The following is a 25,022-nucleotide window of genomic DNA, read 5'->3' on the forward strand; positions in this document are numbered from 1 at the left end:
TGTGATAGAAAAAACCTACCGTTACAGCTAGCGCGGTGAACCTTATCATAAGTAGGGCGGAGTTGTTTACATTAACAATAAAAATTAATCTATATCTACTCGATAATAGTATCGAATTTGACGATTATGCTTTTCCTTAGATAATAACCCGCATCGATGAATCTGTCCGCTTAATTTAGCAGTTTTGCTGTCGGACTCATGTTTTACTTTAGATTAACTTGATATTTCTCTTATAACTATGTTACTATTTAATCGACAGACAGTCGGTCTATGCAGTAGGAGGTGCAAAAATGAGAGTTGTAAAAGAAGCAGATGAACGCAGGAACGAGATCCTTGATGCGGCGGACGAGCTTTTCGCTCAGAAAGGCTTTGACGGCACAAGCACAAACGATATTCTCGAGAAGGTCGGAATTGCGCGAGGAACGCTATATTATCACTTCAAATCGAAGGAGGAAATTCTGGATTCGCTCATAGAGCGGTATAATGTCCGTCTTTTATGCGCAGCCCAGGAAGTGGCTTCTGATAAGAGCATCCCCATAGTTGAGCGGATTATTCGTGTTGTTATGGCACTGAACATAAGCGGCGGAAGCAGCGAGGAAATTATGGATCACATTCATAAGCCGCAAAACGCGCTGATGCATCAAAAAATACAAAAGGTCATTATCAATGGCGTTCCGCCGATATTGACGGAAATCATCCTTGAAGGCATTGAGCAAGGAATGTTTAATACGCCGTTCCCGTATGAATGCATGGAAATGGTTGTGATCTATGCGACTACTGTTTTTGATGATGACATGATTACGATGACGAACGAGGAACGCTTTTCACGAATGGTTGCTTTTATAAGCAATGTAGAAAGGCTGCTTGGCGCTGAAAGCGGCAGTCTAATGGAAACCTTGAAGATGTTTGGAGTAGAGGATGAAGAGGCATGAACAGGGGTGTCTTATGTATAACAGAATAATTCGCAATGATATTTCTAAAAGCAAGCTGATCACGTTGACCACCATGATATTTATTGCCGCTGCAGCTATGCTTGTTTCACTTGCGGCGATTCTTATTGTGAATCTATCAGGCGCGATAGATACGCTTATGAAGCGGGCGGAAACTCCGCATTTTTTGCAGATGCATACAGGGGAAATAGATACGTCAAGGTTAACGGAATTTGCCCAAAAGAACAGTTCTGTCGATAAATTTCAAGTGCTGGAATTTCTCAATATTGATGGCGCGCAGATTAAATTAGGCGATAGCTCGCTGGCAGATAATGTTCAAGATAATGGATTTAGCGTCCAAAGTGAAAAGTTCGACTTTCTTCTTGATCTTGATGGAAGCATCATAAGCGTATCCGACGGCGAGCTTTATGTGCCCGTTCATTATATGAACGATGCTAAGCTCGGCGACAAGGCCGTAATAAGCGGCAAGGAATTGACCATTGCGGGATTTCTGCGCGATTCGCAAATGAATTCTATGCTGTCCTCCTCCAAGCGGTTTCTTGTTAGCGCAAATGATTACGCAGAAATGAAAAGCTTAGGAAACACAGAGTATTTGATCGAATTCAGATTAAAGGATTTGTCTGCGTTAGGGGCATTCGAAGCAGCCTATACCGCTGCAGGGCTTGAAGCGAACGGACCAACCATAACCTTTCCGCTGTTCAAAATGCTTAACGCTATTTCTGACGGAATGATGATTGGGGTTATTTTGCTGGTAAGCGTGCTGGTCGTTGCAATCGCTTTTCTGTGCATACGTTTCACGCTCCTTGCGAAAATAGAAGACGATTATCGTGAAATTGGCGTAATGAAGGCAATAGGGCTGCGTGTTTCTGACATTAAGAAGATGTATATTGCCAAATATGCAGTGATTGCGGCGGCAGGCAGTATAACAGGCTTTGCACTTTCATTTCTTTTCAAAGGTATGCTTCTCGAAAATATCCGGCTTTATATGGGGGAAAGCGACCATTCTTCTTTTGCGTCACTTTTCGGAATGCTCGGTGTATTGCTAATATTTATTGCCATCATTGCTTACGTAAGTGGAGTGCTTAGGCGGTTTAGCAAAATATCCGCTGCTGAAGCTTTACGCTTTGGCGTTTCACCCGAAAAAACGGCGGGAGCAACGTATTTGCGTTTAAGTGAGAACAGGCTGCTTAATACGAATGTTTTTCTGGGAATAAAAGATGTTCTCGCTAGGAAAAAGCTTTACGCTACTATGCTTTTGGTATTAATACTTTCATCCTTTATTATGATTGTTCCGCAAAACCTGTACAACACGATTTCCTCAAAAAGCTTTATCGAATATATGGGGATTGGAAGCTATGATATGCGCATTGATCTTCAGCAGACGGATCGTATGCCCGAAAAAGCCGCTGAAATCATACAGCGTATGAAAAGCGACAGTTCCATTTCAAAGTATGCTGTACTTACAACAAAAACGTTCAGAGTAAAGGCGGAGAACGGCATACAAAAAAGTATTAAAGTTGAGCTTGGCGATCATTCAGTGTTCCCTATAGCCTATTCACATGGCAGAGCTCCCGCTGCAGAAAATGAAATCGCGCTGTCAACGTTGAACGCAGACGAGCTGGGCAAAACGACCGGTGAGCACCTTACTCTTATAATCGACGGGGAGGAAAAAGTTTTCTCAGTAAGCGGTATTTATTCCGACATCACGAATGGCGGCAAAACTGCAAAAGCTGTTTTTAACGACAACTCGGCAAATATGCTATGGTTCGTTATTTGCGCGGAGCTTGCGAATAAAGCGCTTGTTGACGAAAAAACGGCTGAGTATGCGGATAGATTTACTTTTGCAAAGGTGTCAGACATTGAGCAATTTATTGCGCAGACGTTTGGCTCGACAATAGACGCTGTCAAAAAGGCCTCCTCTGCCGCTATTGCTGTTGCGCTGATCATATCGGTATTAGTTAGTGTATTGTTCATGAAAATGCTTGTTGCTAAGGACAGATATTCGATAGCTGTTTTGAAGGCACTCGGTTTTAGAAATGGGGATATTCATGCGCAATATATGGCACGCTCGATATTTGTTCTCATTATCGGTATTGTACTCGGCACGCTTCTAGCAAACACGCTTGGAGAAAAGCTTGCGGGCACAGTCATCTCCTCCTTTGGCGCTTCGACGTTTCAGTTTGCGGTTAATCCACTTGCGGCGTATGTGTTTAGTCCGCTGATGCTAATAGGCTCAGTGCTTATCGCAACCATAATCGGCACATCGGGGGCGGGACAAGTCAAAATTTCCGAACATATGAAGGAGTAGGCACATGAAGAAGGTAATTATCGGTGATCGGATCGTAAAATCTGTCGGGGAAGGAAGTGACAAGCGCAATATCCTCGACGGTGTGAACGTTGAAATAAAGGAGGGTGAGTTCGTTGCGGTTATGGGACCCTCTGGCTCAGGGAAATCGACGCTGATGTTGGCACTAAGCGGGGCGGATCGCATTGATGGCGGAAAGGTTGTTTTTAATGGTAGAGATTTATCATCGGTTGGGGAGAATGAGCTTGCCGATATACGCAGAACTAAAATCGGATTTGTCTTCCAACAGCCGACCATGCTGAGAAATTTGAATATTCTTGATAACATTATTCTTCCTTCGATCCGGGATAACAGAAAAAACGTTGCAAAAATAACAGAAAAAGCAAGAGCGCTTATGAAAAGGACAGGCATTGCTGAGCTTGAAAAACGCGACATAACACAGGTATCAGGAGGCCAGCTGCAGCGTGCAGGATTATGCAGGGCGCTTATGAACAGTCCGGCAATCATTTTCGGAGATGAGCCTACAGGTGCGCTCAATTCAAAATCAGCGCAAGAAATTATGGAGCTATTAGGGGAGATCAATACGGACGGTACAGCGGTTATGCTTGTCACTCATGACGCCAAGGTTGCCGCAAGGGCGGATCGTATTATGTTTATGCGGGACGGAACAATTGTGAGTGATTTGAAGCTTCCAAGGTATGACGGGACGAATATGAATGGCAGGATGGAGAAGGTTTCGGTGAAAATGAGGGAAGTAGGCATATAGAAAGCCGATAGACCGTTCAAAAACCCACTTCCGTTAAGGAGTGGGTTTATATGGATTTAATTATTATTAGAAATAGTTGGTGAGAGAGAATTTGAAATGTCACTATATGGAAGGGATATGGTGAAGATAAAAGTTCCATCCGTATGTGTCAGTTTTAATGTCCCCCCATGCATTTCAATAATGTTTCTTGCAATAGATAGACCCAATCCAGCACCAGATTGGATGCCTTCACTGCTCCGTGAAAAGTCAACTTTATAGAAACGCTCAAAAAGCTTAAGTTCTTGTTCTTGCGAGAGTGGTTGCCCTTGATTTTCAACTTCAATGTAATAACGCAGCTCGTCGGATCTTAGTAAAACAGAAATCCATCCCGGCTTAACGGAATACTTAAGGGCATTCATGAGAAGATTATCGATAGCTCTGGCAAACTTACCACTATCTATTAAGGATATGACAGGGGTATGGCCTATCCTTTTAACAACTTGGATGCTGTTTTCTTGAGCAAGCGGTTCAAATTCAAACAGCATCTGATCTAGAAGTTGATGAATATCAACCATATTTAAGCTTAATTGGATGTTGGAATTCGAAAGGCGCGTATATTCAAATAAATCATCCAACATTTTTTTTAAGTGAATCGCTTTATTATACGAATTATGCACAAATCGTTCATACTCGGCTTGATTCTGAAATGTATTCGTTCTTAAAAGATCCAAATAACCTATTAGGCTTGTGAGCGGTGTTCGCAAATCATGAGATACGCCTGTTATAAGGTTGATCTTCGATTTTTCCAAGGCGCGCTCTTTCAGCATTTGTTTCTCTAACTTTTCGGTCATTACGTTTATACCAAGGGCTACTTTTCCAAGCTCATCCTCCCGATGAATACGTACCCTATAGTCAATATGACCTTCTGAAATAATCTTAAGCCCTTTCTCTAAAAGGATAAGGTCCTTAATAAAATTTCGCGTCAACATAAAAAAAGATAGAATGAAGACTAGCACGTATACTGCGGAGTTAAGATATGGAACGTACGAGTAATTTACGAATTGACTAATTAATCTAGAGAAAAATATTAAAAAAACAAATGAAATCAATAAACTTAACCCGAAATTCCATAACATATCGGCCCGAATACTCTTTTTCCTTTTTATAAGGTTAGACAGTTTACGTTTCAATTTTATAACCAACTCCCCATACCGTTTTAATGTATCGTGGGTCTCTTGGATTTTCCTCAAGTTTTTCACGCAAATTCCTAATATGAACCATCACCGTATTATCTGAATATCCAAAAGGCTCTTTCCATACGCTTTCGTAAATTTTCTCAGCACTGAATACTTGTCCGGGGTGGCTGGCTAACAGCTCTAAAATAGAAAATTCCAATCGAGTAAGCGAAACTTCATTGCTTTTCAACGTTACGCTATGTTTTGCGATGTCGATCATGAGATCTTGAATACGTATTGTAGAGTCACTTTCTTCATTAATGGTGAAAGTCTGTCGACGCAATTGTGCCTTTACTCGGGCGAGCAATTCTAACGGATTAAAGGGTTTCGTAATATAATCATCGGCTCCAGTAGTGAGCCCTATGATTTTGTCAATATCCTCTTCTTTTGCAGAGAGCATAATAATGGGAATGGTTGATGTCTCCCTGATTTTCAGGCATGTTTTTATACCGTCCATTTTAGGCATCATAACATCTAAAATAATAAGTTGGACTGAGTTCGACTTTAACATGTCTAATGCTTCCTGACCGTCGGCAGCTTCTAATACCCGATATCCCTCATTACGCAAGTATACATGAATAACATCGCGTATCTCCGAATCATCATCTACAATGAGCACTGTATACAATTAAATTCTGCTCCTTTCTATACGGTGTAAGTAACAAAAGTTAGCATCCCTACTATACCAAGCCATGTGGTAAAGAAGAGAGAAGGAATCAATCACAATGTGCAGAAATTAATAAGCCTATCGTATTCATTTTAAATCCTCTTCTTTTTTCCGGCATAAATAAACAAAAGCAGGAGGAAAATTAAGCGGCACCAAATCGATTTTTTCAATAACAAACTTTCTGGATAAGTGTTTTTTCATTTGTAGGGAATACTGAAAGGCAATAAAATAACCTCCTGGCTTTAAAGCCTCGTTAACTTGATTAATCAAGCTTTCCCGTAAGTCGTCCTCAAAATTAAAAAAGGGCAATCCGCTTATCACACAATCCAGTTGTTGAATACCTTTGTGTTTCATTACTTTAGTCAAATGTAAAGCATTGGAATGACAAGAGAAGTCCGGGTAAATGGTTTGTAGGTGGTTCTTCATCCGATCATCCATCTCGAACAATAACACCTTTGCCTCTCCTTCTACTCGCGATTGGATTAAATTTGTGATTGCTCCTGTTCCGGATCCCAGCTCTGCAAGTGCTGTAACTTTATTCCAAGGCACAGATCGAACCATTTTTTCTGCCAGAAATCGTGAACTTGGTGTAACACTACCAACACGCTTGGGGTTTTTCATAAACGTTTGCATGAACATAACTCTCTGATTAAAAGACAATTGGCTCTCCTCCAATGTTTTTATTATCTTCATTCTCTTACTGGTTCATTCAACAGAGCTGACTTGAGAAATTCAGATTCATACCTTTTGGTTGTAATTAAAATGCCTACAGCTATTATCAAGAAGGTGATCGATCTAGTATCAAGTAAATGTAAACCTGCTAAAATATAATCTCCAAAAAAAATTTACCGAAAGCAAAAAACATGGCGGTCCAAACACAAGCGCTGGAATATGAAATCAAACAAAATTTCCTGAACGTGATACCGCTTAGACCAATAAAGACAGGGACAATATATCGAACAACGGGAAATAAGATTCCTAGGAACATTGCGATATTTCCATACTGTTTATAAAATTTGTCTGCTTCTTGAAAATGACCATTGTTACGGTATTTTCTTTTCAACTTTTCTCCAAAAATTTTGCCTACAAAAAAGGTACATGTAATAGCCGTTAATAAGCCGGCGAGAATATGAGTGTATATCATCCACGGATTTAAAATACCGCTGTTACTCAAAATGCTGCCCGTTAATATAGTTATTTCATTAGGAACGGGAATTCCGAATGGGCCTAGGCAGAAAGCTAAAAAAAATATTAGATACCCGTAGTGATCGACTAGCTGTATGATGGAATGGCTGATCATAATTTAACCTCCTTGTTGATGTCGATGGCACTATATTAAGTAATAAATCTAAGGAACCAACGGAGATATTTCTAAAGAAAATCTAAAGAACAATATTTAATATTGAAACTAAACTCCGTGTAAAGCCGGCTTCTCAAGCTAAAGTTCAATCAGAGGGAAGGATGCCAGTGCACCAAAATTCATATTACTCTATAGGACAGGCGGCCAAGATTTGCAATATTTCCATCCAGACGCTGCGATATTATGACAAGATTGGCCTTATGAAGCCTAGTGAAATTGATAAAAGCTCAGGCTATCGGTATTATTCCAATCTGGATATCCTGCATATTAAAATCGTTCAAGATATGAAATCGCTCGATTTTTCACTTGAGGAAATCCGCCATGCCTTACAAAGCGGGAGTCTGAACCGAATCAAAGGGTTGATGAAAGCCAAACATGAGGAAGCACTACAGGAATTACGTCGGCTGGAGCGCATTACGACTTCCATTGAACAAAGAATCACGCAAATTGACTCTCTATTGGAGATGAATAGGGGTACAAAGGATTCCGAAGTTCTTATCGAGTTGAAAGAACTTGAAGATCGTTATGTCGCTTATGACCGGAAGCGGTCCGTTTGTGGAATGGAGACGATGGTGCTGAAGTTTACCGAGCTGTTTGGAACGATCTATGAAAACGGAATGACCCAAAACGGATATATGATGACCATCTACCATGAGAATATTATGACGTTCGATCGGAACGATACCGATCTTGAAGTTGCTATTCCCATCAAGAGGGTCGAGACAAACCACAACTTCACACGCGTGATACCAGGGGGGACTTATATTACGGCAATGTACACCGGGATTCCTACGGAACAAACGTACAAATGCATTTATGGGAAATTGCTGGAATGGATGACCAAAAACGGCTACTGTGAGGGTGGTCCGGCAGTGGAGCAATATTTAGTTGATATGACACAGATGGCGAAGCAAGAAGATTATTTGATCGAGCTTCAAGTGCCTGTTAGTCAAAGAGATTGACCCTATAGCTGCTATAGGGTTTATTGTATTTGGCAGGCAGACATGAGAGGGGAGAATACCATGCATGTAATATTGGGAACGGGGCCATTAGGAAGGTCCATCATGAGAGAGCTTGTCGAACAGGGAGAGCCCGTAAAAATGGTTAGCTATAGCGGGAAGGCCGCACTGCCTTCTGGTGTGCTGCACGAGAAAGCCGATCTCTTGGATGAAAAGCAAGCTGTACACATCATGCAAGACGCCACGGTCATCTATCACTGTGCTCAGCCGGCATATCATCAATGGGGAAAGCTGTTCATGCGAATGCAGGATAACATCATATCTGGTGCGATGGCTGCTGGGGGAAAGCTGGTTGTGGCCGAGAACCTGTATATGTATGGGCTGGTCAAGGGAAGTATGCACGAACAATTGCCCCATGCGGCAACGACCAGAAAAGGTGTTCTCCGGTCCGAAATGTCCCGCAACCTGCTGAAGCTGCATCAGGATGGCTTGCTTCAGGTCGTCATCGGAAGAGGGTCCGATTTCTTCGGATCAGGTGTTCTTGGTTCTGCGGTTGGGGAGCGCTTCTTTAAACCAATTATAGCGGGAAAGCCTTGTACGGTGTTTGGCGATCCAGACAAGTTGCATACCTATACGTACATCCACGATTTCGGTAAGGCGCTTATCGCATTGGGAGGTCAGGAGGATGCCTATGGTCAAGCCTGGCATGTACCCAATGCAGACGCCGTTACGACGAGGCAGTTTGCCGAAATGGCTTATCGTGCTGCCGGATTTCCGGCATCCATTCGCACAATGGGCAAGGGCATGCTCCGCATAGGAGGATTGTTTATTCCAGAGGCACGAGAAACGATTGAGATGACGTATCAATTCGAGCATGATTTTGTCGTGGATAGCAGCAAATTCAGCGCGAAATTCAAGCTTCCTGCCACGCCGCTGGAGTATGCGATTGCCCAAACGTTGGAATGGTTTCAATCCGAAAAATCCTAAAGCGTTGGCATATATTCGAAGTATCGATCAACTCTGGCAGACAACGCATTCACGAGTCGGGCATATTGTTTCAATTAAAGGGCTTATCCTAATCTGATGCCGCTTCCCGGCGGTTTAACAATTGCCGGGAAGCGGTATTTTTGTTGCGCGCATATATTGACAATGATTATTATTATCAATAATGTGAAATAGACGAGAGTCCACTTGTACTCTTTCAGGAATCCCGCAAACTACTATTGAAATGAGGTATGCAACGTGAAAATAGACGTCAATCAGCTAGCAGAGCATTTTGCGCGCATTCCTTTTCAAGTAGAAGGAATATATCGATATGCCAAACATCCAGGTGTGCCTGACGCTGACTATACAGATACAGTTCCCGGCTTTGTATTTCCTCTTACTGGAAAGGTTCAGTTTCAATTTGATGGCACGCCTTATATCCTCACGCCAGGTAAAGTGGTGCATGGGGGCGCCAAAATGAAGCTTGCTCAAAAAATGTTTGGCAACACCAACTGGGAATACATTCTTGTGTTATACCGGATATGCAACTCAGAGCTAGAAGAGTCAAGCTTATCTCATCAGCATTTTGAATTATTAACGGGGCAATCCCCTCGTCTGATCGAGCTCATTAAGCGTCTTTGGCATGTGTATAATCAGCCTGGAGGCATTTCCAAGTTTCAGACCGAGATGCTGTTTCGCGATGTACTGAATGAAGCCTTATTATGTGTAGTGAATAGACAGAACAGCCGTGAATCCCATACTTTATTCGAACGAGTATCGAAATATATTCATGAGCATTATGATCAGAGCCTTACCATAGATTCGCTTGCAGAACAAAATAATGTGAATCGAAATCGACTTTCTTATGTATTTAGAAGACATGCAGGTATGGGACCAGCGGAATATGTATTAAAATATCGTATCAACCTGGCCCAAGAAATGCTGTTTGCAAGTGATGCGTCTGTACAGCAAATTGCAGAAACGGTTGGCATAGCGGATCCCTATTATTTTAGCAGAGTGTTCAAAAAACAATTTGGGATCTCCCCTACTCAATATCGAGAGCAGTTCATTAATAATCCATGTGAAGTTCAACAGGCATCCATTCTCATCTAAAAACGACTTTATTATACTAGTGGCAAAGGTATTAAAACATATTGCTGGAGGAACGTCGTATGCCCAAAATGAAAGGCCTGCTGCTCGCAATGCTACTGCTAGCAGGCATACTAGCAGGCTGTAGTGGCACACCTGCTGAACATAAAGGCTCAACAACAGAAGGCGCACCTGCATCATCAGCTAACGCAGAGGCGGAGTGGCCAAGAACATTTAAGGATGCTCTAGGCAAAGAGATTGTGATCAAGGAAAAACCGGAGAAAATAGCCTCGCTATGGTATTTTTACCCAGAAATCTTAGTTGCATTAGGCGAGCCGCCTGCTGCTTCTACTGAAAAAGAGTTTTTGTCTTCTTTATCTTATTTAAAGGGAAAGATGGATTCAGCAGAAGAATTAGGAGATAAGGTATCCCCTAGCATTGAAAAGATTCTATCTATTGAGCCTGATTATATCCTGGCAACCGAATATCATGACAAAAATTACGATTCACTCGAAAAAATAGCACCCGTCATTACGTTAAATACCAAGGATATTTATGAAGATTGGCAATATGGGCTCCGTACTGTAGCCAAGATTATTGGCAAAGAAGACGAAGCCGAACAAGTCATTGATAAGATGATGAGCGACATTGCAACTGGACGTGAAGCCCTAACATCGATTCAGGGAGAGTCAGTCGCCCTTATCATTTCTTGGGATGGAAAAACGTTCAATGTTCTAGGTGAAGGCAACCCTGTCTATACTCTTGCCTTTGATAAAGAAAAAGGACTAGGACTTACACCAGACGATACCTTTGTAGGGACGAATAATGAATTTACGGCGTTTGAAGGAATGTCCACGGTACAAGCAGACCATATTTTCCTTATTGGCGACATTACCAAACAGGAAACGCTAATGAATGAACTCACACAAAGTAAGGTCTGGAATAATCTGAATGCCGTAAAGAAAGGCAATGTCTATTCCATGGATACTTCCGCGATTACGGGCGGCCCATTAGCAATGGAATACGCTTTGCAAAACATAACGAGCGCCCTGCGCTAGTTCTTACAAGTTCTTATAAGTAGAGCAACCTGCCATATAAAACAAACCAGCATCATGAAGGCAAAAATGAGGAGGGATTACGATGGACTATCAAGCGATTAATTTGAGTGAGAAGCTGTCTCAATTCAACGAGCTCTGGTCTCCGAAAGTTGTTGGCGAAATTCACAACTTTCAATTCAAGCTGGTGAAAATTGAAGGGGAATTCATGTGGCATGAGCATCAAGGCGCCGATAAAGTATTTATGGTGCTCGAGGGAGAGATGTTCATTGCATTTCGTGATGGTCAGGTCAAGATTTCCAAGGGCGAAATGTTTATTGTCCCAGGGGAAGCTGATCATAAGCCTTTCGCTGAAAAGGAATGCCATATCATGCTGGTGGAGCCTAAAAGTGCAGCAGCCAATGGCGGTACGGCGTCCGAGTAAGCAGCAGCCAATGCTGCTCACATCTAGTATTGATGACTAATAAGCACTCTATCGGATAACGAACCTTTGATTCATTAAAAATACCTTCAGGCATGCAGCCGTATCTTACGACATGGCAGCATGCTCTTGAAGGTGTTTTATTTTATTGTTATATTCCCGGAAGTTGTTTTGATCTCTACTTTAAATGAGCCATCCCCGGTCTTACCCTCTGTCTTACGTTTACTTTGCTTGCTATCATCTAAAGGAATATTTACAGATCTTTTGCCGCTGCCAGACTCCAAAAGCCAGTTAGCATTAGACTCCTTGTCCTCCAGATTCACAACAACGTTGCCACTTTTGACTGAGACATGAATATCATGATTGATATTAGGATAGTCAAGCGTTACATTACCACTTTTTCCAATAATACTGAGTTTTTGTGATTGCAGATTTTTTACATTTGCGTTGCCAGAAGAACCGTCAATGGTTACCTTTCCCTCATAAGTATTTGGTAAGCGAACGGATAACTCAGGCATTTTTCCGATGTTAATAATATTTCTCAGATCACTTTTTAACCGAATATTGATTTGATCGCCCTCTTCATCAACTATAATTCCTGGTCCATTGATATTGAGCCAGGAAGCTTCAAACGAATCAATATCTGCTGATTCTACGATTAATGATGTGCTGCCATGATCAATATTGAGACTTTCTATTCCCGCAATTGACATTGTTTGCGAATCTGCATCACTAGAACACGCACTCATAAGTAGAATGCCCACCAATAGTAAACAAACGTAATATTTTTTCATTTTCCCACCTCTTCATGATAGTAAAACTGATTATATAAGGTTACGTAACGTCACTTACAAGTACTTTTTTTCTGATTCTTAATAGATGAATTAACACTTGAAAGTGACGTTACGTCATTTCGTATAATGGAGCCAATGATTAAGCTCCTCATGCGTGAAGTTCATTTATTCAGTGCAGGGGAGGAGACATTACACCAAGGGGATGTTAGCTATGAAACAAGGAGATATCATTATTTATGCATGTGTCATTATAGGAGCAGGGATTGGACTTATGCTGGATCAAGCATTTCCCGGCGTACTAGTTGGTCTGGGCTTAGGATATTTAATCAAAGTAGGTATCTATAAAGACAAAGATAAGTAATATTAATGTTCTCAATCGATGGAGGTGAATGTGTGTGATCCATATTCATGAAGTTGCGAAACTAACGAAGATAACGGTTAGAACCCTAAGGTACTATGATCAGATCGGATTATTGACAGCCACTTCAAAAACAGAAGGGGGGCATCGTTTATATTCGGAGGAGGATATGAAAAAGCTTCAACAGATTCAATTTTTAAAAGGGATGGGTTACCGCTTGCAAGATATTAAAGAGATGTTGTGTGACGCTAAATGGAATTGGCCAATTAGTTTGAAAAGTCAACTAGTATATATCATGGAAGAGCAAGAAAGGTTAGGAAGTATAGAGTCCTCTCTAAGAGAATTGATAAATAGTATTGCAATAGAAGGTGGAGATGACCATCTAGCCATCCAGAAACTTATCCAATTATCGAATCAAAATAAAACAAAATTGCGAACCTTCAGAGAGAATATGTTCAATGACAAACAACTAGAGCTGTGGACAAGGCTTCCGAAAATGAAGGGAAAAGATCCTGATTCTCTGGAATGGATTGCTCTGCTAGGCCAGATAAAACGTCATATGAAGGATGATCCAGCATCGTTAAGAGTACAGAACATTATCCGGCGCATGCTAGAAAAGCAAATGGAAGAATTCGAAGGTGAAGACGAGTTTATTAATAAATTATGGGAGTTAAGAAAGTCTCCAAGCCAATCGGAGAAGCTTGGACTTTACCCAATCGAACAAGAGGTATTAGAGTTCATGGAGCGAGCCTATGAAATCTACATGTCTTCCGAGCACAATGGTTCCACCCAGCAAGGAGGAGTATTATGAGTGCTGAGCTGCTTCTTTCTGTAGGGGGGTTAGCCTTATTAGATATGCTTAGTCCTACAACTTTGGGCGTCACAATTTATCTATTATTAACGGAAAAAGAACAATTGAGTTCGCGTTTAATGACCTATTTATTAACAGTCGCAGCATTTTATTTTTTAGTAGGTATTGCTTTTATGTTAGGCCTAGATGTTTTACTTGTTGTTTTCTCCTCCATTTTTCAAAATCGAATCGTAAGTTGGGCTATGTTTGTCATTGGAATGCTGCTGTTTATCGCTAGTTTTTATTATCCTAAGAGTAAACGATCTGATTTGCCAAGGCCGAAGACAAAAAGTAAGATGTCCATGATTGCGCTGGGGTTTACGACGTCATTAATTGAAGTAGGGACGGCATTTCCTTATTTTGTGGCGATTGGCCTTATGTCTACCTCACATTTAGCCGTTTATCAGTGGCTGCCAATATTAGCTGGTTATAATATTATGATGGTACTTCCGCCATTCATCGTGTTTATCTTGCATTTATTATGTGGGAGAGTCATGCAAAGACCCTTGGAAAGGCTTCGAATCAAGCTTTCGAAGCACTCGGGATCGGCGATTTCATGGATAATGAGTATTGTGGGGCTGATTTTGATTTTTAATAGTTTGGACTATTTGTAGAGAATCTTTAGTATGCAGCTTTGTATCTTAATACAAGCCGTCGCCAGATAAATTAGCTTCATATAAACAGGATAGAAGGAAGGAGTTGCTATGGCAGCTCCTTTCGCATTTCGACGAAAGGCATAGGCTCGTTAAGCCGAACCGCATCTTAAGTATCAGTGAACTCTGATGAATAAATTTGGTATAATGTCGACACGAAGCAGAGGCGTGAATTTACCCTAACATAAGGATGATTGGGATATGAAAATATTATTAGTCGAAGATGATAAGACGATCGCGTCGGGTCTGGAATATTCACTGCAGCAGGATGGTTATGCAACGGTTCTGTGCCATGATGTCTCCTCAGCCCACAAGGTGCTTGCTGAAGGCATCGATCAATTCGCTTTATGCTTATTCGACCTACAGCTTCCGGATGGAAGCGGGTATGAATTGTGCAAGATGGTGAAAGAGCGGAGAGACATTCCGGTCATCTTCCTAACGGTAATCGACGATGAAGTCAATGTTGTGATGGGGCTAGACATGGGAGCCGACGATTACATTACCAAACCGTTTCGGGTTCGGGAGCTGCTCTCCCGGATCAAATCCGTCTTGCGGAGATATCAGAAGCCGTCTCAGGCTAGAGCTGTCATCGATATTGACCATGTTCGAATCCATACGCTGGAAGGAAAGGTGCATAAAAACGGCGTCGAAATCCCTCTGACCGCCTTGGAATATCGTTTATTGCTGATCTTCGGCAATCATGTTGGACAGGTTTTGACGAGGAATCAGCTCTTAGAGCAAATTTGGGACGCAGCCGGCGAATTCGTGAACGACAATACGTTAACCGTGTATATCAAAAGGCTGAGGGAAAAGCTGGAGGATGACCCATCACAGCCGACTTTGATCAAAACAGTACGGGGTTTAGGCTATAAGGTTGGTGATTAAATGCTGCGCAATCGGGAAATTCAACTTTTACTGCTCGTTATGGTCACAATCAGCTTAACGGCGGTCGTCGTCGCTGCTTTTATGTCGCCTGCAACGATAGCGATCGTTTTCCTTCTATCTGTACTGCTTATTGGCAGCAGTTTATTATTCACCAGATGGAGATACCGCGAACTGGCGAAGCTGTCTGTTTACTTGCGAGACATTAGCAGCGGCAATGACTCTCTTGACGTCCGTGATAATCAAGAAGGCGAACTTAGTATTTTAAAGAATGATATATATAAAGTGACGCTCATGCTATCGGAGCACCGGTCGCTTCTGCAGCGGGATAAAGTTCAATTGACGGATGCCATCTCCGATATTTCACATCAGCTCAAAACGCCGCTCACCTCAATGACAGTGATGGCGGATTTGTTAAGCGCCCCGGACCTGCCTCCGGATAAAAGAACGGAGTTCACCCATCATATTCGCATCCAGCTTGAACGGATTGATTGGCTTGTTTCTTCCTTACTAAAGCTATCGAAAATGGATGCGAAAACCATCCCATTCAAAAAAGATCAAATACGTGTTAAAGAGCTTATTCATAAGGCGATAGAGCCGGTTATGATTCCGATGGATATTAAGGGACAGACGTTTTCCATCTTGGGTGATGACGAGGTCTCTTTTGTCGGTGACTTCAATTGGACGGTCGAAGCAATTATCAATCTGTTGAAAAACGGTGTGGAACACACGCCTGAAGGCGGAGCAATCGCCATCACATTTTTCGAAAACGCGTTATTTACGGAAATCATCATTGCTGACAATGGAGGAGGCATTCCGAAGGCGGATTTGCCTTATATTTTCAAACGTTTCTACAAAGGAAAGAATGCTAGCGAAGGGAGCATTGGCATAGGGCTTGCAATGGCTCACAGCATTATTTCCAGCCAGAACGGCGTGATCGATGTGACAAGCGATAGCGGGAAGGGGACGCAGTTCCGGATTAAATTTTATAAGCATGTCATTTAACAGCACGCCGTATGTGACTGAATTGTCACCTCCATCGTCACGGGAAAGTCATTTTACATAGATAAAATGATAGTCATCAGATGATCGATGGAGGTAAGACCATGCAATTGAAGCAGCACCGAAAAATGATGTTGGCGATAACTATATCCTATACCCTTTTGATTCTATATTTTTTGTTTTTTGCTTTTGGGAGGTTAGACAGGGCAGGTCATACCACCGAGTACACCTTTATGTTCGTGCCGGACGATTTTTTTAGGGTTCCAAGCCTATCTGATCTGCTACATCCTACGGTGATGGATGCTGTAGGTATTGGGAACATCGCGGCCTTCATTCCTTTTGGCATCTTGATTCCACTGTTGTATCGAACCCGTTTTGTTCGCTTCATGGCTTTGTTCATCCTATCCATTCTTGTGCTGGAGACGACTCAGGCCTTAACGTTTCTGGGGAGCTTCGACATGAATGATGTCATACAGAACGCATCGGGCGCGGCCATCGGATTCGGGGCATACAAGCTTGGCTTCCGTACGAACAACGACTGGAGAAATATTGCTGCTGCAGGCATTGCCAGTGTTTTCCTCATGCTTGGGGTATGGGGAGTCTTTGGGATGGCCAGCCAAGTGTTCACCAAAGAAATGGGTCCTTTTGTAGCGATAAACGATTGGAACGATAGCAGCGGTAGTCCATCCGCAGGAACCAAACTGTACCGTTTCAAGATTGGGGGTCAAGACGTGGAACCCCAATATAATGTGTATAGTGCCGAAGGCAAAAGCAAGGAGACGTACACGTATACGTTAGGCAGCAAGAAGGAATTGTACCTTTTCTTGAATTATGGGATTCCCGATCAAAAGGATGGCCATGGAAGCATCAGGGTTACTGTCGATGGGCATGAGTTCCTGTCCGTAACTGCAGAAGCCGGGCGCCATGAAGCAGATATGAGCTTCATTTTTCTCCCGCAGGCCAATGAGCTTGCGATAACCATTGAGGGGAATGTAACCCTATGGGATGTTGGATTTAAAGAGATGGTCTATACCTGGAATTGAGCATAAAGGGAAGGAGGTATGACGATGGAAATCTTAAGAATCGATCATCTGTCTAAAATATATGGCAAAGGCGAATCCGCAGTGAAGGCGCTTGATGATGTTTCCTTTTCGGTTCAAAAAGGCGAATTCGTGGCGATTATCGGGCCATCTGGTTCGGGAAAATCGACGCTCATGCATATGCTTGGCGGTGTGGATAGGCCAACAAGTGGAAAAGTATTTGTTGATCATACAGACATATATAACCTGAATGAAACGCAGCTTGCGATATTTAGGCGCAGGCAGATCGGCCTGATTTATCAGTTCTATAATCTGATTCCAGTTCTGACGGTTGAAGAGAATATCACGCTTCCCTTGCTGCTTGATGAACATAAGGTGGACAAGAAGCACCTTGATGATATCGTAACAACATTACATCTACAAAATCGCTTAAATCATTTGCCGAATCAGCTTTCCGGGGGACAGCAGCAGCGGGTTTCAATCGGCAGAGCGCTGGTTAGCAATCCTGCCATTATGCTGGCCGACGAGCCGACAGGTAATTTGGACAGCAAGAATAGTGGAGAAATTATCGACCTGTTTAAAATGTTTAATCGAACCTATAACCAGACGTTGATCATCATTACACATGATGAACGGATTGCGTTGCAAGCGGATCGAGTGATTGCGATTGAAGATGGGAGGATTGCCAAAGACGAGGTGATCCGCCGATGAATATTGTCAATAAACTAACGATAAGACATTTGAAACAGAACAAAAGACGGACGCTTGTTACTATTATTGGCGTCATTATATCCGTTGCGATGGTGATGGCTGTTGCAACTCTTGGCATCTCTTTTATGGATGTAATGCAAAGACAGTCGATCGCAGACAACGGAGAATGGCATGTTCTTTATAAAGATGTGAACAAAGCTCAGCTTGAAGCGGTTAAAGCAGATGATGCAACACAAACGGTAGTAATCTCAAGGGATCGAGGCTACGCTTCTTTAGAAGGGGGACGCAATCCCAATAAGCCCTATTTATTTATCAGGGAGTATAATACACAAGGCTTTGAACTGTTTCCGATTGAACTAAGTCAGGGAAGATTTCCGCAAGCAAGCAATGAGGTCGTTATTTCGGAGGAAATTGCAAAGAGTGCTAAAGTGGATTACAAGATTGGTGATTCTTTCACACTTGAAGTTGGTGAGAGGTTTTCAGAAGACAAAGAGGATATACAGCGAGCACTTACACAGAATGATCCCTTGCGAGACGGGGATAATCAGAATGGGGAAATCTTAAAGAATACCTGGTCAGCAAGTTACACGGTAGTAGGCGTCATCAAGCGTCCGGCATGGGAACAGACATGGGCTCCTGGTTATACCATCCTATCTTATTTTGATGAAAGTATGATTGGTGCTAGTGACAAGGTAAATGCAGCGGTTGTCTTAAACAAAGTCAAAAGTACCTTATATACGCATGCTGGAGATTTAGCTAAGGCCAATACAATTGATCCAGAGTCTGTTGCATTTAACAATAGTTTATTGCGTTATTACGGTATAACGAATAATGATGGCTTGCGCAGGACGCTTTATTCCTTGACTGCAATCATTATGACGGTCATTGTTATTGGCTCCGTTTCGTTGATCTACAATGCATTTGCGATTTCCGTTTCGGAACGTTCACGTCATTTAGGTATGCTTTCAAGTGTGGGGGCGACCAGAAGGCAAAAGCGAAACTCGGTATTTTTTGAGGGAATGGTCATCGGTGTAATCTCTATTCCTATTGGAATCATCAGTGGCCTTGTGGGAATTGGCATCACCTTTATGTTCATGAATGCCATGATTCAGGGGGCATTATGGACCGATGTGAAGCTGAAGCTTATTGTCACGCCGCTATCGCTCTTGATTACTTGTCTTGTATCGATGCTGACGATTTTCATTTCGACGTATTTCCCTGCGATCAAGGCATCCAAGGTATCCGCGATGGACGCGATTCGCCAGACTGCCGACGTTAAGCTTACCGTCAAAGCTGTGAAAACGTCAAAGTTCATTCGCAAGCTATTCGGACTCGAAGCGGAAATCGGATTGAAAAACTTAAAAAGAAATAAACGGAGATATCATGCCATCGTATTTTCGCTCGTTATCAGCATCGTGTTGTTTCTGACAGTGTCGTTCTTTACAGCCGGCATGACACAATCGCTGGAACTGTCACAGAAAGGCGTTAATTACGATATTGAAGTGTCATACAGCAATGGAAAGAGAATAGACGACCAGTTGATGCAAGCGATTGTATCTCTGAATGACGTCACGGCGTACAACGTGATTCAAGAGTTCTATATGAACGCTTGGGTCGATGAAGCGTTCATTGCCGATGAATTGCAAGACAGGGTTCAGAAGGATAAGTCTTTACTTCAAGACGGGAAGTATTCTTACGATATTAAGATTCATGCTGTAGACGATTCGAGTCTTCAAGCCTACGCTAAAGCCGTTGGCGCAGATTACGAACAGCTTATGAATCTGGATCAACCGGCTGCAATCGTGATGGATAGGATTCAATACAAAGATAAGGAAACAGGAAAATATGTTCAGACAAAGGCCATCTATACGAGTGTTGGTCAACGTATCGAGTTAACCCATTCCTATAAAGAGAATGACGAAGAAACGAAAGGTAATAAAGTGATCATTGCTGCGTTGACGGATCAGGCCCCTATGGGCATGAACGCGACAGGAGTAGGCGGGCTGAATATAATCATGCCGAAGCGCGTTATGAATCGACTTGCAGACGACGAGGATCTGATTAACGCTTCAACGTATCTCCATTTGAAAAGCACGGAACCGATGAGAACGCAGCAGGAGATTGATGAGTTGCATGAGATCAATCTGAATGTGAACAATGTCTATCAATCCAGAAGAAGCGAAGAACAACAGATTGTATTGATGTCTGTCTTTTCTTACGGCTTTATCCTATTAATCTCTGCGGTTTCCATTGCAAATATTTTCAATACCATCTCGACAGGCTTAGCTCTTCGCAAAAGGGAATTCGCGATGCTGAAATCCGTTGGCATGACACCAAAAGGCTTTGCAAAAATGATGAACTATGAAAGTATTTTTTATGGGGTCAAGTCTTTGTTGTTTGGACTGCCTGTTAGTCTCGTCGTGATGGTTTTGATCTATAACGCATTTTCAAACAAATTCAGCTATGGGTTCACCCTTCCTTGGATGAGCATGGTGTCTGTCATTGTCGCCGTATTTGTCATAGTCGGTTCTGCGATTGCTTATTCCGGGGCGAAAGTAAAAAAGGAAAACATTATCGATGCATTAAAGCAAGAGAATATTTGATAAAGCAATTAGAATATGAATATGGCTTCTCTCCTTTGCATATGGAGAAAGGCTATTATTTGAAACATAGAAAAGAGGGTAGAGATGCCTACGATACTGGTTGCTGATGATGATGCGAATATTCGCGAACTGGTCTGTTTATTTCTACGCAACGACGGCTTCACGACAGTGGAAGCTTCAGACGGCAAGGAAGCGCTAGACGTCTATGCTTCAACGCATGTTGATCTGGTCGTTCTCGATATTATGATGCCGGTTATGGATGGCTGGACGTTATGCAAGGAGCTCAGACGAGCCAATCCGGATCTTCCTTTGCTTATGCTGACTGCGAAGGGCGAGACATGGGAGAAGGTAAAGGGCTTCGAGCTTGGCACGGACGATTACTTGACGAAGCCCTTCGATCCGTTGGAGCTCACGGTACGTGTGAAGGCGCTGCTGAAGCGATACCGAATTGGCTCGACGCAGACGATCCAGTTAGGAAGCGTCACCCTTGATCGGCAGAGCTACAAGGTCACAAGAGGGACAGATTCAATCACACTGCCACTGAAGGAGTTTGAATTGCTGTACAAGCTTGCTGGAACACCCGGACAAGTCTATACGCGCGAGCAGCTAATCGATCAGATCTGGGGAATGGATTACGCTGGAGATAATCGAACGATTGATGTTCATATTAAGCGCCTGCGCGAACGGTTCGCGACTGCTCCCGACTTCCGCATCGAGACGGTGCGAGGGCTTGGCTACCGGCTTGAGGCTTACGAATGATTCGATCGTTGTATACACGAGTCGTCCTGATCTTCCTGGTCTCGGTCATTGGGGGCACGCTCCTTTCTTTTTTTATATCCACATGGCTATTTAAAGAAAAATTGCACGAGAACATGCAGCTTCCTTTGTTGTACTTCGGGCAGGACGTTGCCCGGGTATACGAGACGCTTCCGCTCAAGGAAGCGGACAAGTTCGTAAGTGAAATGAGTCAGCTCCATTCCTATCATATCCGGATATACGATGAGACAGGCCAGTTTCAGTCATACGGATCGCTTAATGGGCACACGCCTGCTGCCGTGACGATGGAACAGGTGAGACAGGTGTTGGCTGGGGAAGTGGTTCATGTTAATCGGACAGGTCTAGCTACCACTCTATTAGGGCTGTCATTTTCAACGGAGACAGGTACGAAGGCGATGTTCATCGAACCGATTGATCTGCCTTCCGCCTCTTTTATTACAAAATGGATATGGAACTTTACCATTTATTCGTTAACAGCAGGAAGCCTAGTGATTCTGGGGGCTGCGATATTCCTGGTCAAGCCGATTCAGAAGCTGACAAAGGCCACGAAGCGAATAGCAGGTGGAGATTTCGACGTCAAGCTGAACATTAAGCAGAAGGGCGAGCTGGGTACCTTGGCGCGAAGCTTTGAAGATATGACGCATGACCTGCAGCAGCTGGAGCAAATGCGAAGGGACTTTGTATCCAATGTATCTCATGAGATTCAGTCGCCGCTGACCTCGATATCCGGCTATGCCATGGCTCTTAAAAAAGTAAATCTTGCTGAATCAGAGCGAAGCCGTTATCTCGATATCATCATCGCTGAAGCAGATCGGATGTCCAAGATGAGCGATAGCCTGCTTAAGCTCAGCTTGCTTGAATCACAGTCACAGCAGCTGCGGTTGGACACGTTCAGCCTTGACGAACAGATTAGACGGGTTATCGTTGCTATCCAGCCGCAATGGTCGGCGCGCAACATTCGCTTCGAACTCGACTTGAAGACCGTTCAAGTAAAGGCTGATTTTGATTTATTAAGCCAAGTTTGGACAAACATCATTGGCAACAGCATCAAATTTTCCAAAAATGACAGCGTGATTCGCATCAGCCTCATGCAAGATGCAAAAAATGCAACAGTCCACATCTCCGATACGGGTATTGGAATCTCCCTCGAAGACCAGCAGCGCATCTTCGAGCGATTCTTCAAAGCCGATCGCTCCCATAGTCGAAAGTATGGCGGCAGCGGTATGGGACTTGCCATCGTCAAGCAGATCATATCGCTTCATCAAGGTGACATCCGAGTGGAGAGCGAGCTCGGCAAGGGAACCACTTTCATGGTCACCTTGCCCATTACAACGCCATCGCCGACAGGGTAATGGGCAGGGAGCTGTGCGATTCGTTTGGGTGAATAGCAATCCTCCAGCTATCCATATGTTGAATACAACGTGCAATCTGCTCCTAGACGTATGGTGCTGCAATTTTTTTTTGCTTGTTCATACTCCGTTCATATGACCGTCACAGGGAGTCCATCTTCGTCATATAAGCTTGCCTTAACAGCTGATTAAGACAGCTGCAAAGCCGACGGAGATAGGAGAGGATATGAGTGGAACAAAGAGAAGCAATAAATAAAGGATTAAGTCCGAGAATGAAAAAAACACTACGTGTGATACTTATAGCCATAGCAGGCATAGTTATTGCAATCGGACTTTTTTTAACCATTGTGTTTATCGTAAATATGATTAGCAGCCAAGCAGAGCAAGCAAAAATTGAACCTTATGGGCAGCTTGTATCGGTAGATGGGAAAAAGATGAATGTTGCGATTCAAGGAAATGGCGAGGAAACCGTTGTGCTTCTCCCTGGTTATGGTACGGCGGCACCAGCTCTGGACTTTAAGCTTCTCGTGGATGAGTTATCTCCCTATTATAAAGTTGTCGCAATCGAGCCCTTCGGTTATGGCTTGAGCGATGAGACCGATAAAGAGCGGAGCACGGATAATATCGTAAGTGAAATCCATGAAGCTCTGCAGCAGCTTCAGATTGATCGTTACATCTTGATGGGCCATTCCATAGCAGGCATTTACGGGATCAACTATGTGAACCAATATCCGAATGAAGTGCGTGCATTTGTTGGCATTGATAGCAGTGTCCCGACACAGCCCGGCATGGATGTGGAGTTCCCATTGAAGACATTCGAGTTTCTCAAAAAATCGGGTCTTCTCAGATTGGGCATTAACGTAAGCGGCGACCCTTACGCTGCCTTACCCTTTGATGAGCATACAAAAGAGCAAATGATCATGCTGATGAAAAAAAACGCGAACAGTGACACGATGTTAAATGAAATGAAACATATTTCTGCTAATTTCAAAGGAGCGCAGCATCTAACATTCCCTAACAAGCTTCCTGTTCTTTTATTTATTGAAGACAGTAATACAAGTGTTGCAGGATGGGAAGCCTTGCATGAAGAGCAGGTGAAAGATGCTGAGTACGGGAAAGTCATAAAGCTGGAGGGAGATCATTATCTGCATCATACGCAATCCAAGGCCATTGCAGACAGCTTTCGGGCATTTATGCAAGAAATAAAATAAGCGCAATATGTCCATCAATCGGAGTCTAATATCAATGGACTTTGCTCCGAAAAATTGAATAAGCCGTTATTAGCCGTAGGATGAAAGTCCCTACGGCTAAAGTGCTTTCGGAATGAGTATGTTTGTGAAATGAAACAGATTCAGAGAAGGTCATCCTCCAGAACCACGAACTTATGGGATATGCGCTGCTTTATGATATATTCAAATAAAGGAGAGCCTAGCCCTTAACCACAATCAACACAAAGGAAGTGAAATCATGAATCTGGAAACGGTCATGCAAGAGCTTGAAGCGCTCGGCAAGGAACGCACGAAGAAGATATACCTATCGAATGGCGCTCATGAACCAGTGTTTGGTGTAGCAACAGGCCAGATGAAGCCGATCTATAGAAAAATAAAACACAATCAGCCATTAGCGGAAGAGCTCTACGCTACGGGGAATTACGACGCGATGTACTTTGCCGGCGTGATTGCAGATCCTAAAGCAATGGCTGCCGATGATTTTGAACGATGGATCGATCAGGCATATTTTTACATGCTGTCCGATTATGTGGTCGCGGTTACTCTGGCCGAAACGGATATCGGACAAGAGATCTCCGATAAGTGGATTGCTAGCGATATCGAGCTGAGAATGTCGGCTGGCTGGAGCTGCTATTGCTGGATGCTGGGCAATCGCCCCGATAGCGAATTTCCTGAAGCGAAGATCGCGAGAATGCTGGAGCTCGTTAAAGATACGATTCAAGATGCTCCTGAACGTGCGAAGCATGCGATGAATAATTTTATATATACGGTGGGAGTATCCTACCAGCCCCTTCATGATAAAGCGGTCGAGATCGCGAGGGAAGTCGGTCCAGTGGAGGTTAATCGTGATAAGGGTAAAAGCAAGTTCCTGGATGCATCCGCTGCTATTCAAAAGGCTGTAGAAAAAGGGCAGCTTGGCTTCAAACGGAGATACGTAAGATGCTAGTGGTGAAACTTTGATAAAAGTATCTTCTCGTAAGGCTGTCGACACATGACAGCCTTAT

The 25,022-nt window shown here is 43.1% G+C and carries 25 protein-coding genes; 20 read left to right on the plus strand and 5 right to left on the minus strand.

Annotation, left to right across the window (positions count from 1 at the left end; translation table 11 throughout):
* Positions 1-290 precede the first annotated feature (290 nt).
* From B9Y93_RS11755 to B9Y93_RS11765, 3 genes are read left to right on the plus strand one after another with little or no spacing between them, the layout of a single operon-like run.
* Positions 291-932, plus strand: a complete 642-nt coding sequence (locus tag B9Y93_RS11755) for a TetR/AcrR family transcriptional regulator (RefSeq protein WP_085494629.1) — start codon at positions 291-293, stop codon at positions 930-932.
* A gap of 13 nt (positions 933-945) precedes the next feature.
* Positions 946-3,258 (plus strand): ABC transporter permease, encoded by a 2,313-nt coding sequence (locus tag B9Y93_RS11760; protein WP_085495093.1) that lies wholly within the window; start codon positions 946-948, stop codon positions 3,256-3,258.
* Positions 3,259-3,262: 4 nt separating this feature from the next.
* Complete coding sequence (locus B9Y93_RS11765; protein WP_085494630.1) at positions 3,263-4,021, plus strand: ABC transporter ATP-binding protein; 759 nt, start codon at positions 3,263-3,265, stop codon at positions 4,019-4,021.
* Between the two features lie 56 nt (positions 4,022-4,077).
* Here the strand turns inward: B9Y93_RS11765 and B9Y93_RS11770 are convergent, their stop codons facing one another.
* The 4 genes from B9Y93_RS11770 to B9Y93_RS11785 form a co-directional block, all read right to left on the minus strand.
* Complete coding sequence (locus B9Y93_RS11770) at positions 4,078-5,190, minus strand: sensor histidine kinase (protein ID WP_342351857.1); 1,113 nt, start codon at positions 5,188-5,190, stop codon at positions 4,078-4,080.
* Positions 5,180-5,863, minus strand: a complete 684-nt coding sequence (locus tag B9Y93_RS11775) for a response regulator transcription factor (RefSeq protein ID WP_085494631.1) — start codon at positions 5,861-5,863, stop codon at positions 5,180-5,182. The genes B9Y93_RS11770 and B9Y93_RS11775 overlap by 11 nt, the downstream gene beginning before the upstream one ends.
* A 126-nt stretch (positions 5,864-5,989) precedes the next feature.
* On the minus strand, positions 5,990-6,541 hold the full coding sequence (locus B9Y93_RS11780) for a class I SAM-dependent methyltransferase (protein ID WP_425320346.1): 552 nt from the start codon (positions 6,539-6,541) through the stop codon (positions 5,990-5,992).
* A gap of 181 nt (positions 6,542-6,722) precedes the next feature.
* The gene (locus B9Y93_RS11785) at positions 6,723-7,202 is read right to left on the minus strand and encodes a DedA family protein (protein ID WP_244903383.1); all 480 of its coding nucleotides are present in this window, start codon (positions 7,200-7,202) and stop codon (positions 6,723-6,725) included.
* 167 nt (positions 7,203-7,369) lie between these two features.
* Between B9Y93_RS11785 and B9Y93_RS11790 the strand changes: the two genes are divergently transcribed.
* The 5 genes from B9Y93_RS11790 to B9Y93_RS11810 all read left to right on the plus strand — a co-directional run bounded on the left by B9Y93_RS11790 (position 7,370) and on the right by B9Y93_RS11810 (position 11,773).
* The gene (locus B9Y93_RS11790; RefSeq protein ID WP_176228910.1) at positions 7,370-8,224 is read left to right on the plus strand and encodes a MerR family transcriptional regulator; all 855 of its coding nucleotides are present in this window, start codon (positions 7,370-7,372) and stop codon (positions 8,222-8,224) included.
* A 60-nt stretch (positions 8,225-8,284) separates the two neighbouring features.
* The gene (locus B9Y93_RS11795; protein ID WP_085494634.1) at positions 8,285-9,208 is read left to right on the plus strand and encodes an NAD-dependent epimerase/dehydratase family protein; all 924 of its coding nucleotides are present in this window, start codon (positions 8,285-8,287) and stop codon (positions 9,206-9,208) included.
* A 255-nt stretch (positions 9,209-9,463) separates the two neighbouring features.
* Complete coding sequence (locus tag B9Y93_RS11800) at positions 9,464-10,318, plus strand: helix-turn-helix domain-containing protein (RefSeq protein ID WP_085494635.1); 855 nt, start codon at positions 9,464-9,466, stop codon at positions 10,316-10,318.
* Positions 10,319-10,377: 59 nt separating this feature from the next.
* Positions 10,378-11,352 (plus strand): iron-siderophore ABC transporter substrate-binding protein, encoded by a 975-nt coding sequence (locus B9Y93_RS11805; RefSeq protein ID WP_085494636.1) that lies wholly within the window; start codon positions 10,378-10,380, stop codon positions 11,350-11,352.
* Between the two features lie 82 nt (positions 11,353-11,434).
* On the plus strand, positions 11,435-11,773 hold the full coding sequence (locus tag B9Y93_RS11810) for a cupin domain-containing protein (protein WP_085494637.1): 339 nt from the start codon (positions 11,435-11,437) through the stop codon (positions 11,771-11,773).
* A 137-nt stretch (positions 11,774-11,910) separates the two neighbouring features.
* Here the strand turns inward: B9Y93_RS11810 and B9Y93_RS11815 are convergent, their stop codons facing one another.
* Complete coding sequence (locus B9Y93_RS11815) at positions 11,911-12,564, minus strand: DUF4097 family beta strand repeat-containing protein (protein ID WP_085494638.1); 654 nt, start codon at positions 12,562-12,564, stop codon at positions 11,911-11,913.
* Between the two features lie 211 nt (positions 12,565-12,775).
* On the opposite strand from B9Y93_RS11815, the gene B9Y93_RS24565 reads away from it, so the two are divergent.
* The 12 genes from B9Y93_RS24565 to B9Y93_RS11870 all read left to right on the plus strand — a co-directional run bounded on the left by B9Y93_RS24565 (position 12,776) and on the right by B9Y93_RS11870 (position 24,964).
* The gene (locus tag B9Y93_RS24565; RefSeq protein ID WP_170936487.1) at positions 12,776-12,925 is read left to right on the plus strand and encodes a hypothetical protein; all 150 of its coding nucleotides are present in this window, start codon (positions 12,776-12,778) and stop codon (positions 12,923-12,925) included.
* 34 nt (positions 12,926-12,959) lie between these two features.
* A complete protein-coding gene (locus tag B9Y93_RS11820; protein ID WP_085494639.1) occupies positions 12,960-13,733 on the plus strand; it encodes a MerR family transcriptional regulator in 774 nt (257 codons plus the stop codon).
* Positions 13,730-14,386, plus strand: coding sequence for a GAP family protein (locus B9Y93_RS11825; RefSeq protein WP_085494640.1), 657 nt, complete (start codon positions 13,730-13,732; stop codon positions 14,384-14,386). Before B9Y93_RS11820 ends, B9Y93_RS11825 begins: the two co-directional genes overlap by 4 nt.
* A gap of 240 nt (positions 14,387-14,626) precedes the next feature.
* The gene (locus tag B9Y93_RS11830) at positions 14,627-15,310 is read left to right on the plus strand and encodes a response regulator transcription factor (protein ID WP_085494641.1); all 684 of its coding nucleotides are present in this window, start codon (positions 14,627-14,629) and stop codon (positions 15,308-15,310) included.
* Entirely contained in the window at positions 15,311-16,312 is a 1,002-nt protein-coding gene (locus B9Y93_RS11835) for a sensor histidine kinase (protein WP_085494642.1), read from the plus strand.
* Between the two features lie 101 nt (positions 16,313-16,413).
* Positions 16,414-17,352 (plus strand): VanZ family protein, encoded by a 939-nt coding sequence (locus B9Y93_RS11840; protein WP_085494643.1) that lies wholly within the window; start codon positions 16,414-16,416, stop codon positions 17,350-17,352.
* Positions 17,353-17,376: 24 nt separating this feature from the next.
* Positions 17,377-18,060 carry an ABC transporter ATP-binding protein gene (locus B9Y93_RS11845; RefSeq protein ID WP_085494644.1) on the plus strand — a complete coding sequence of 228 codons (684 nt, stop codon included), beginning with the start codon at positions 17,377-17,379 and terminating at the stop codon, positions 18,058-18,060.
* A complete protein-coding gene (locus B9Y93_RS11850; protein ID WP_085494645.1) occupies positions 18,057-20,663 on the plus strand; it encodes an ABC transporter permease in 2,607 nt (868 codons plus the stop codon). Before B9Y93_RS11845 ends, B9Y93_RS11850 begins: the two co-directional genes overlap by 4 nt.
* A gap of 84 nt (positions 20,664-20,747) precedes the next feature.
* A complete protein-coding gene (locus B9Y93_RS11855; RefSeq protein ID WP_085494646.1) occupies positions 20,748-21,422 on the plus strand; it encodes a response regulator transcription factor in 675 nt (224 codons plus the stop codon).
* Positions 21,419-22,792, plus strand: coding sequence for a sensor histidine kinase (locus tag B9Y93_RS11860; protein WP_085494647.1), 1,374 nt, complete (start codon positions 21,419-21,421; stop codon positions 22,790-22,792). The genes B9Y93_RS11855 and B9Y93_RS11860 overlap by 4 nt, the downstream gene beginning before the upstream one ends.
* A gap of 269 nt (positions 22,793-23,061) precedes the next feature.
* Positions 23,062-24,000 (plus strand): alpha/beta fold hydrolase, encoded by a 939-nt coding sequence (locus B9Y93_RS11865; RefSeq protein ID WP_085495096.1) that lies wholly within the window; start codon positions 23,062-23,064, stop codon positions 23,998-24,000.
* A 256-nt stretch (positions 24,001-24,256) separates the two neighbouring features.
* On the plus strand, positions 24,257-24,964 hold the full coding sequence (locus B9Y93_RS11870) for a DNA alkylation repair protein (protein WP_085494648.1): 708 nt from the start codon (positions 24,257-24,259) through the stop codon (positions 24,962-24,964).
* Positions 24,965-25,022 lie beyond the last annotated feature (58 nt).

Origin of the sequence: Paenibacillus aquistagni, from assembly GCF_900177815.1 — a bacterium.
In the GTDB taxonomy this organism is placed as follows: Bacteria; Bacillota; Bacilli; order Paenibacillales; family Paenibacillaceae; genus Paenibacillus_B; species Paenibacillus_B aquistagni.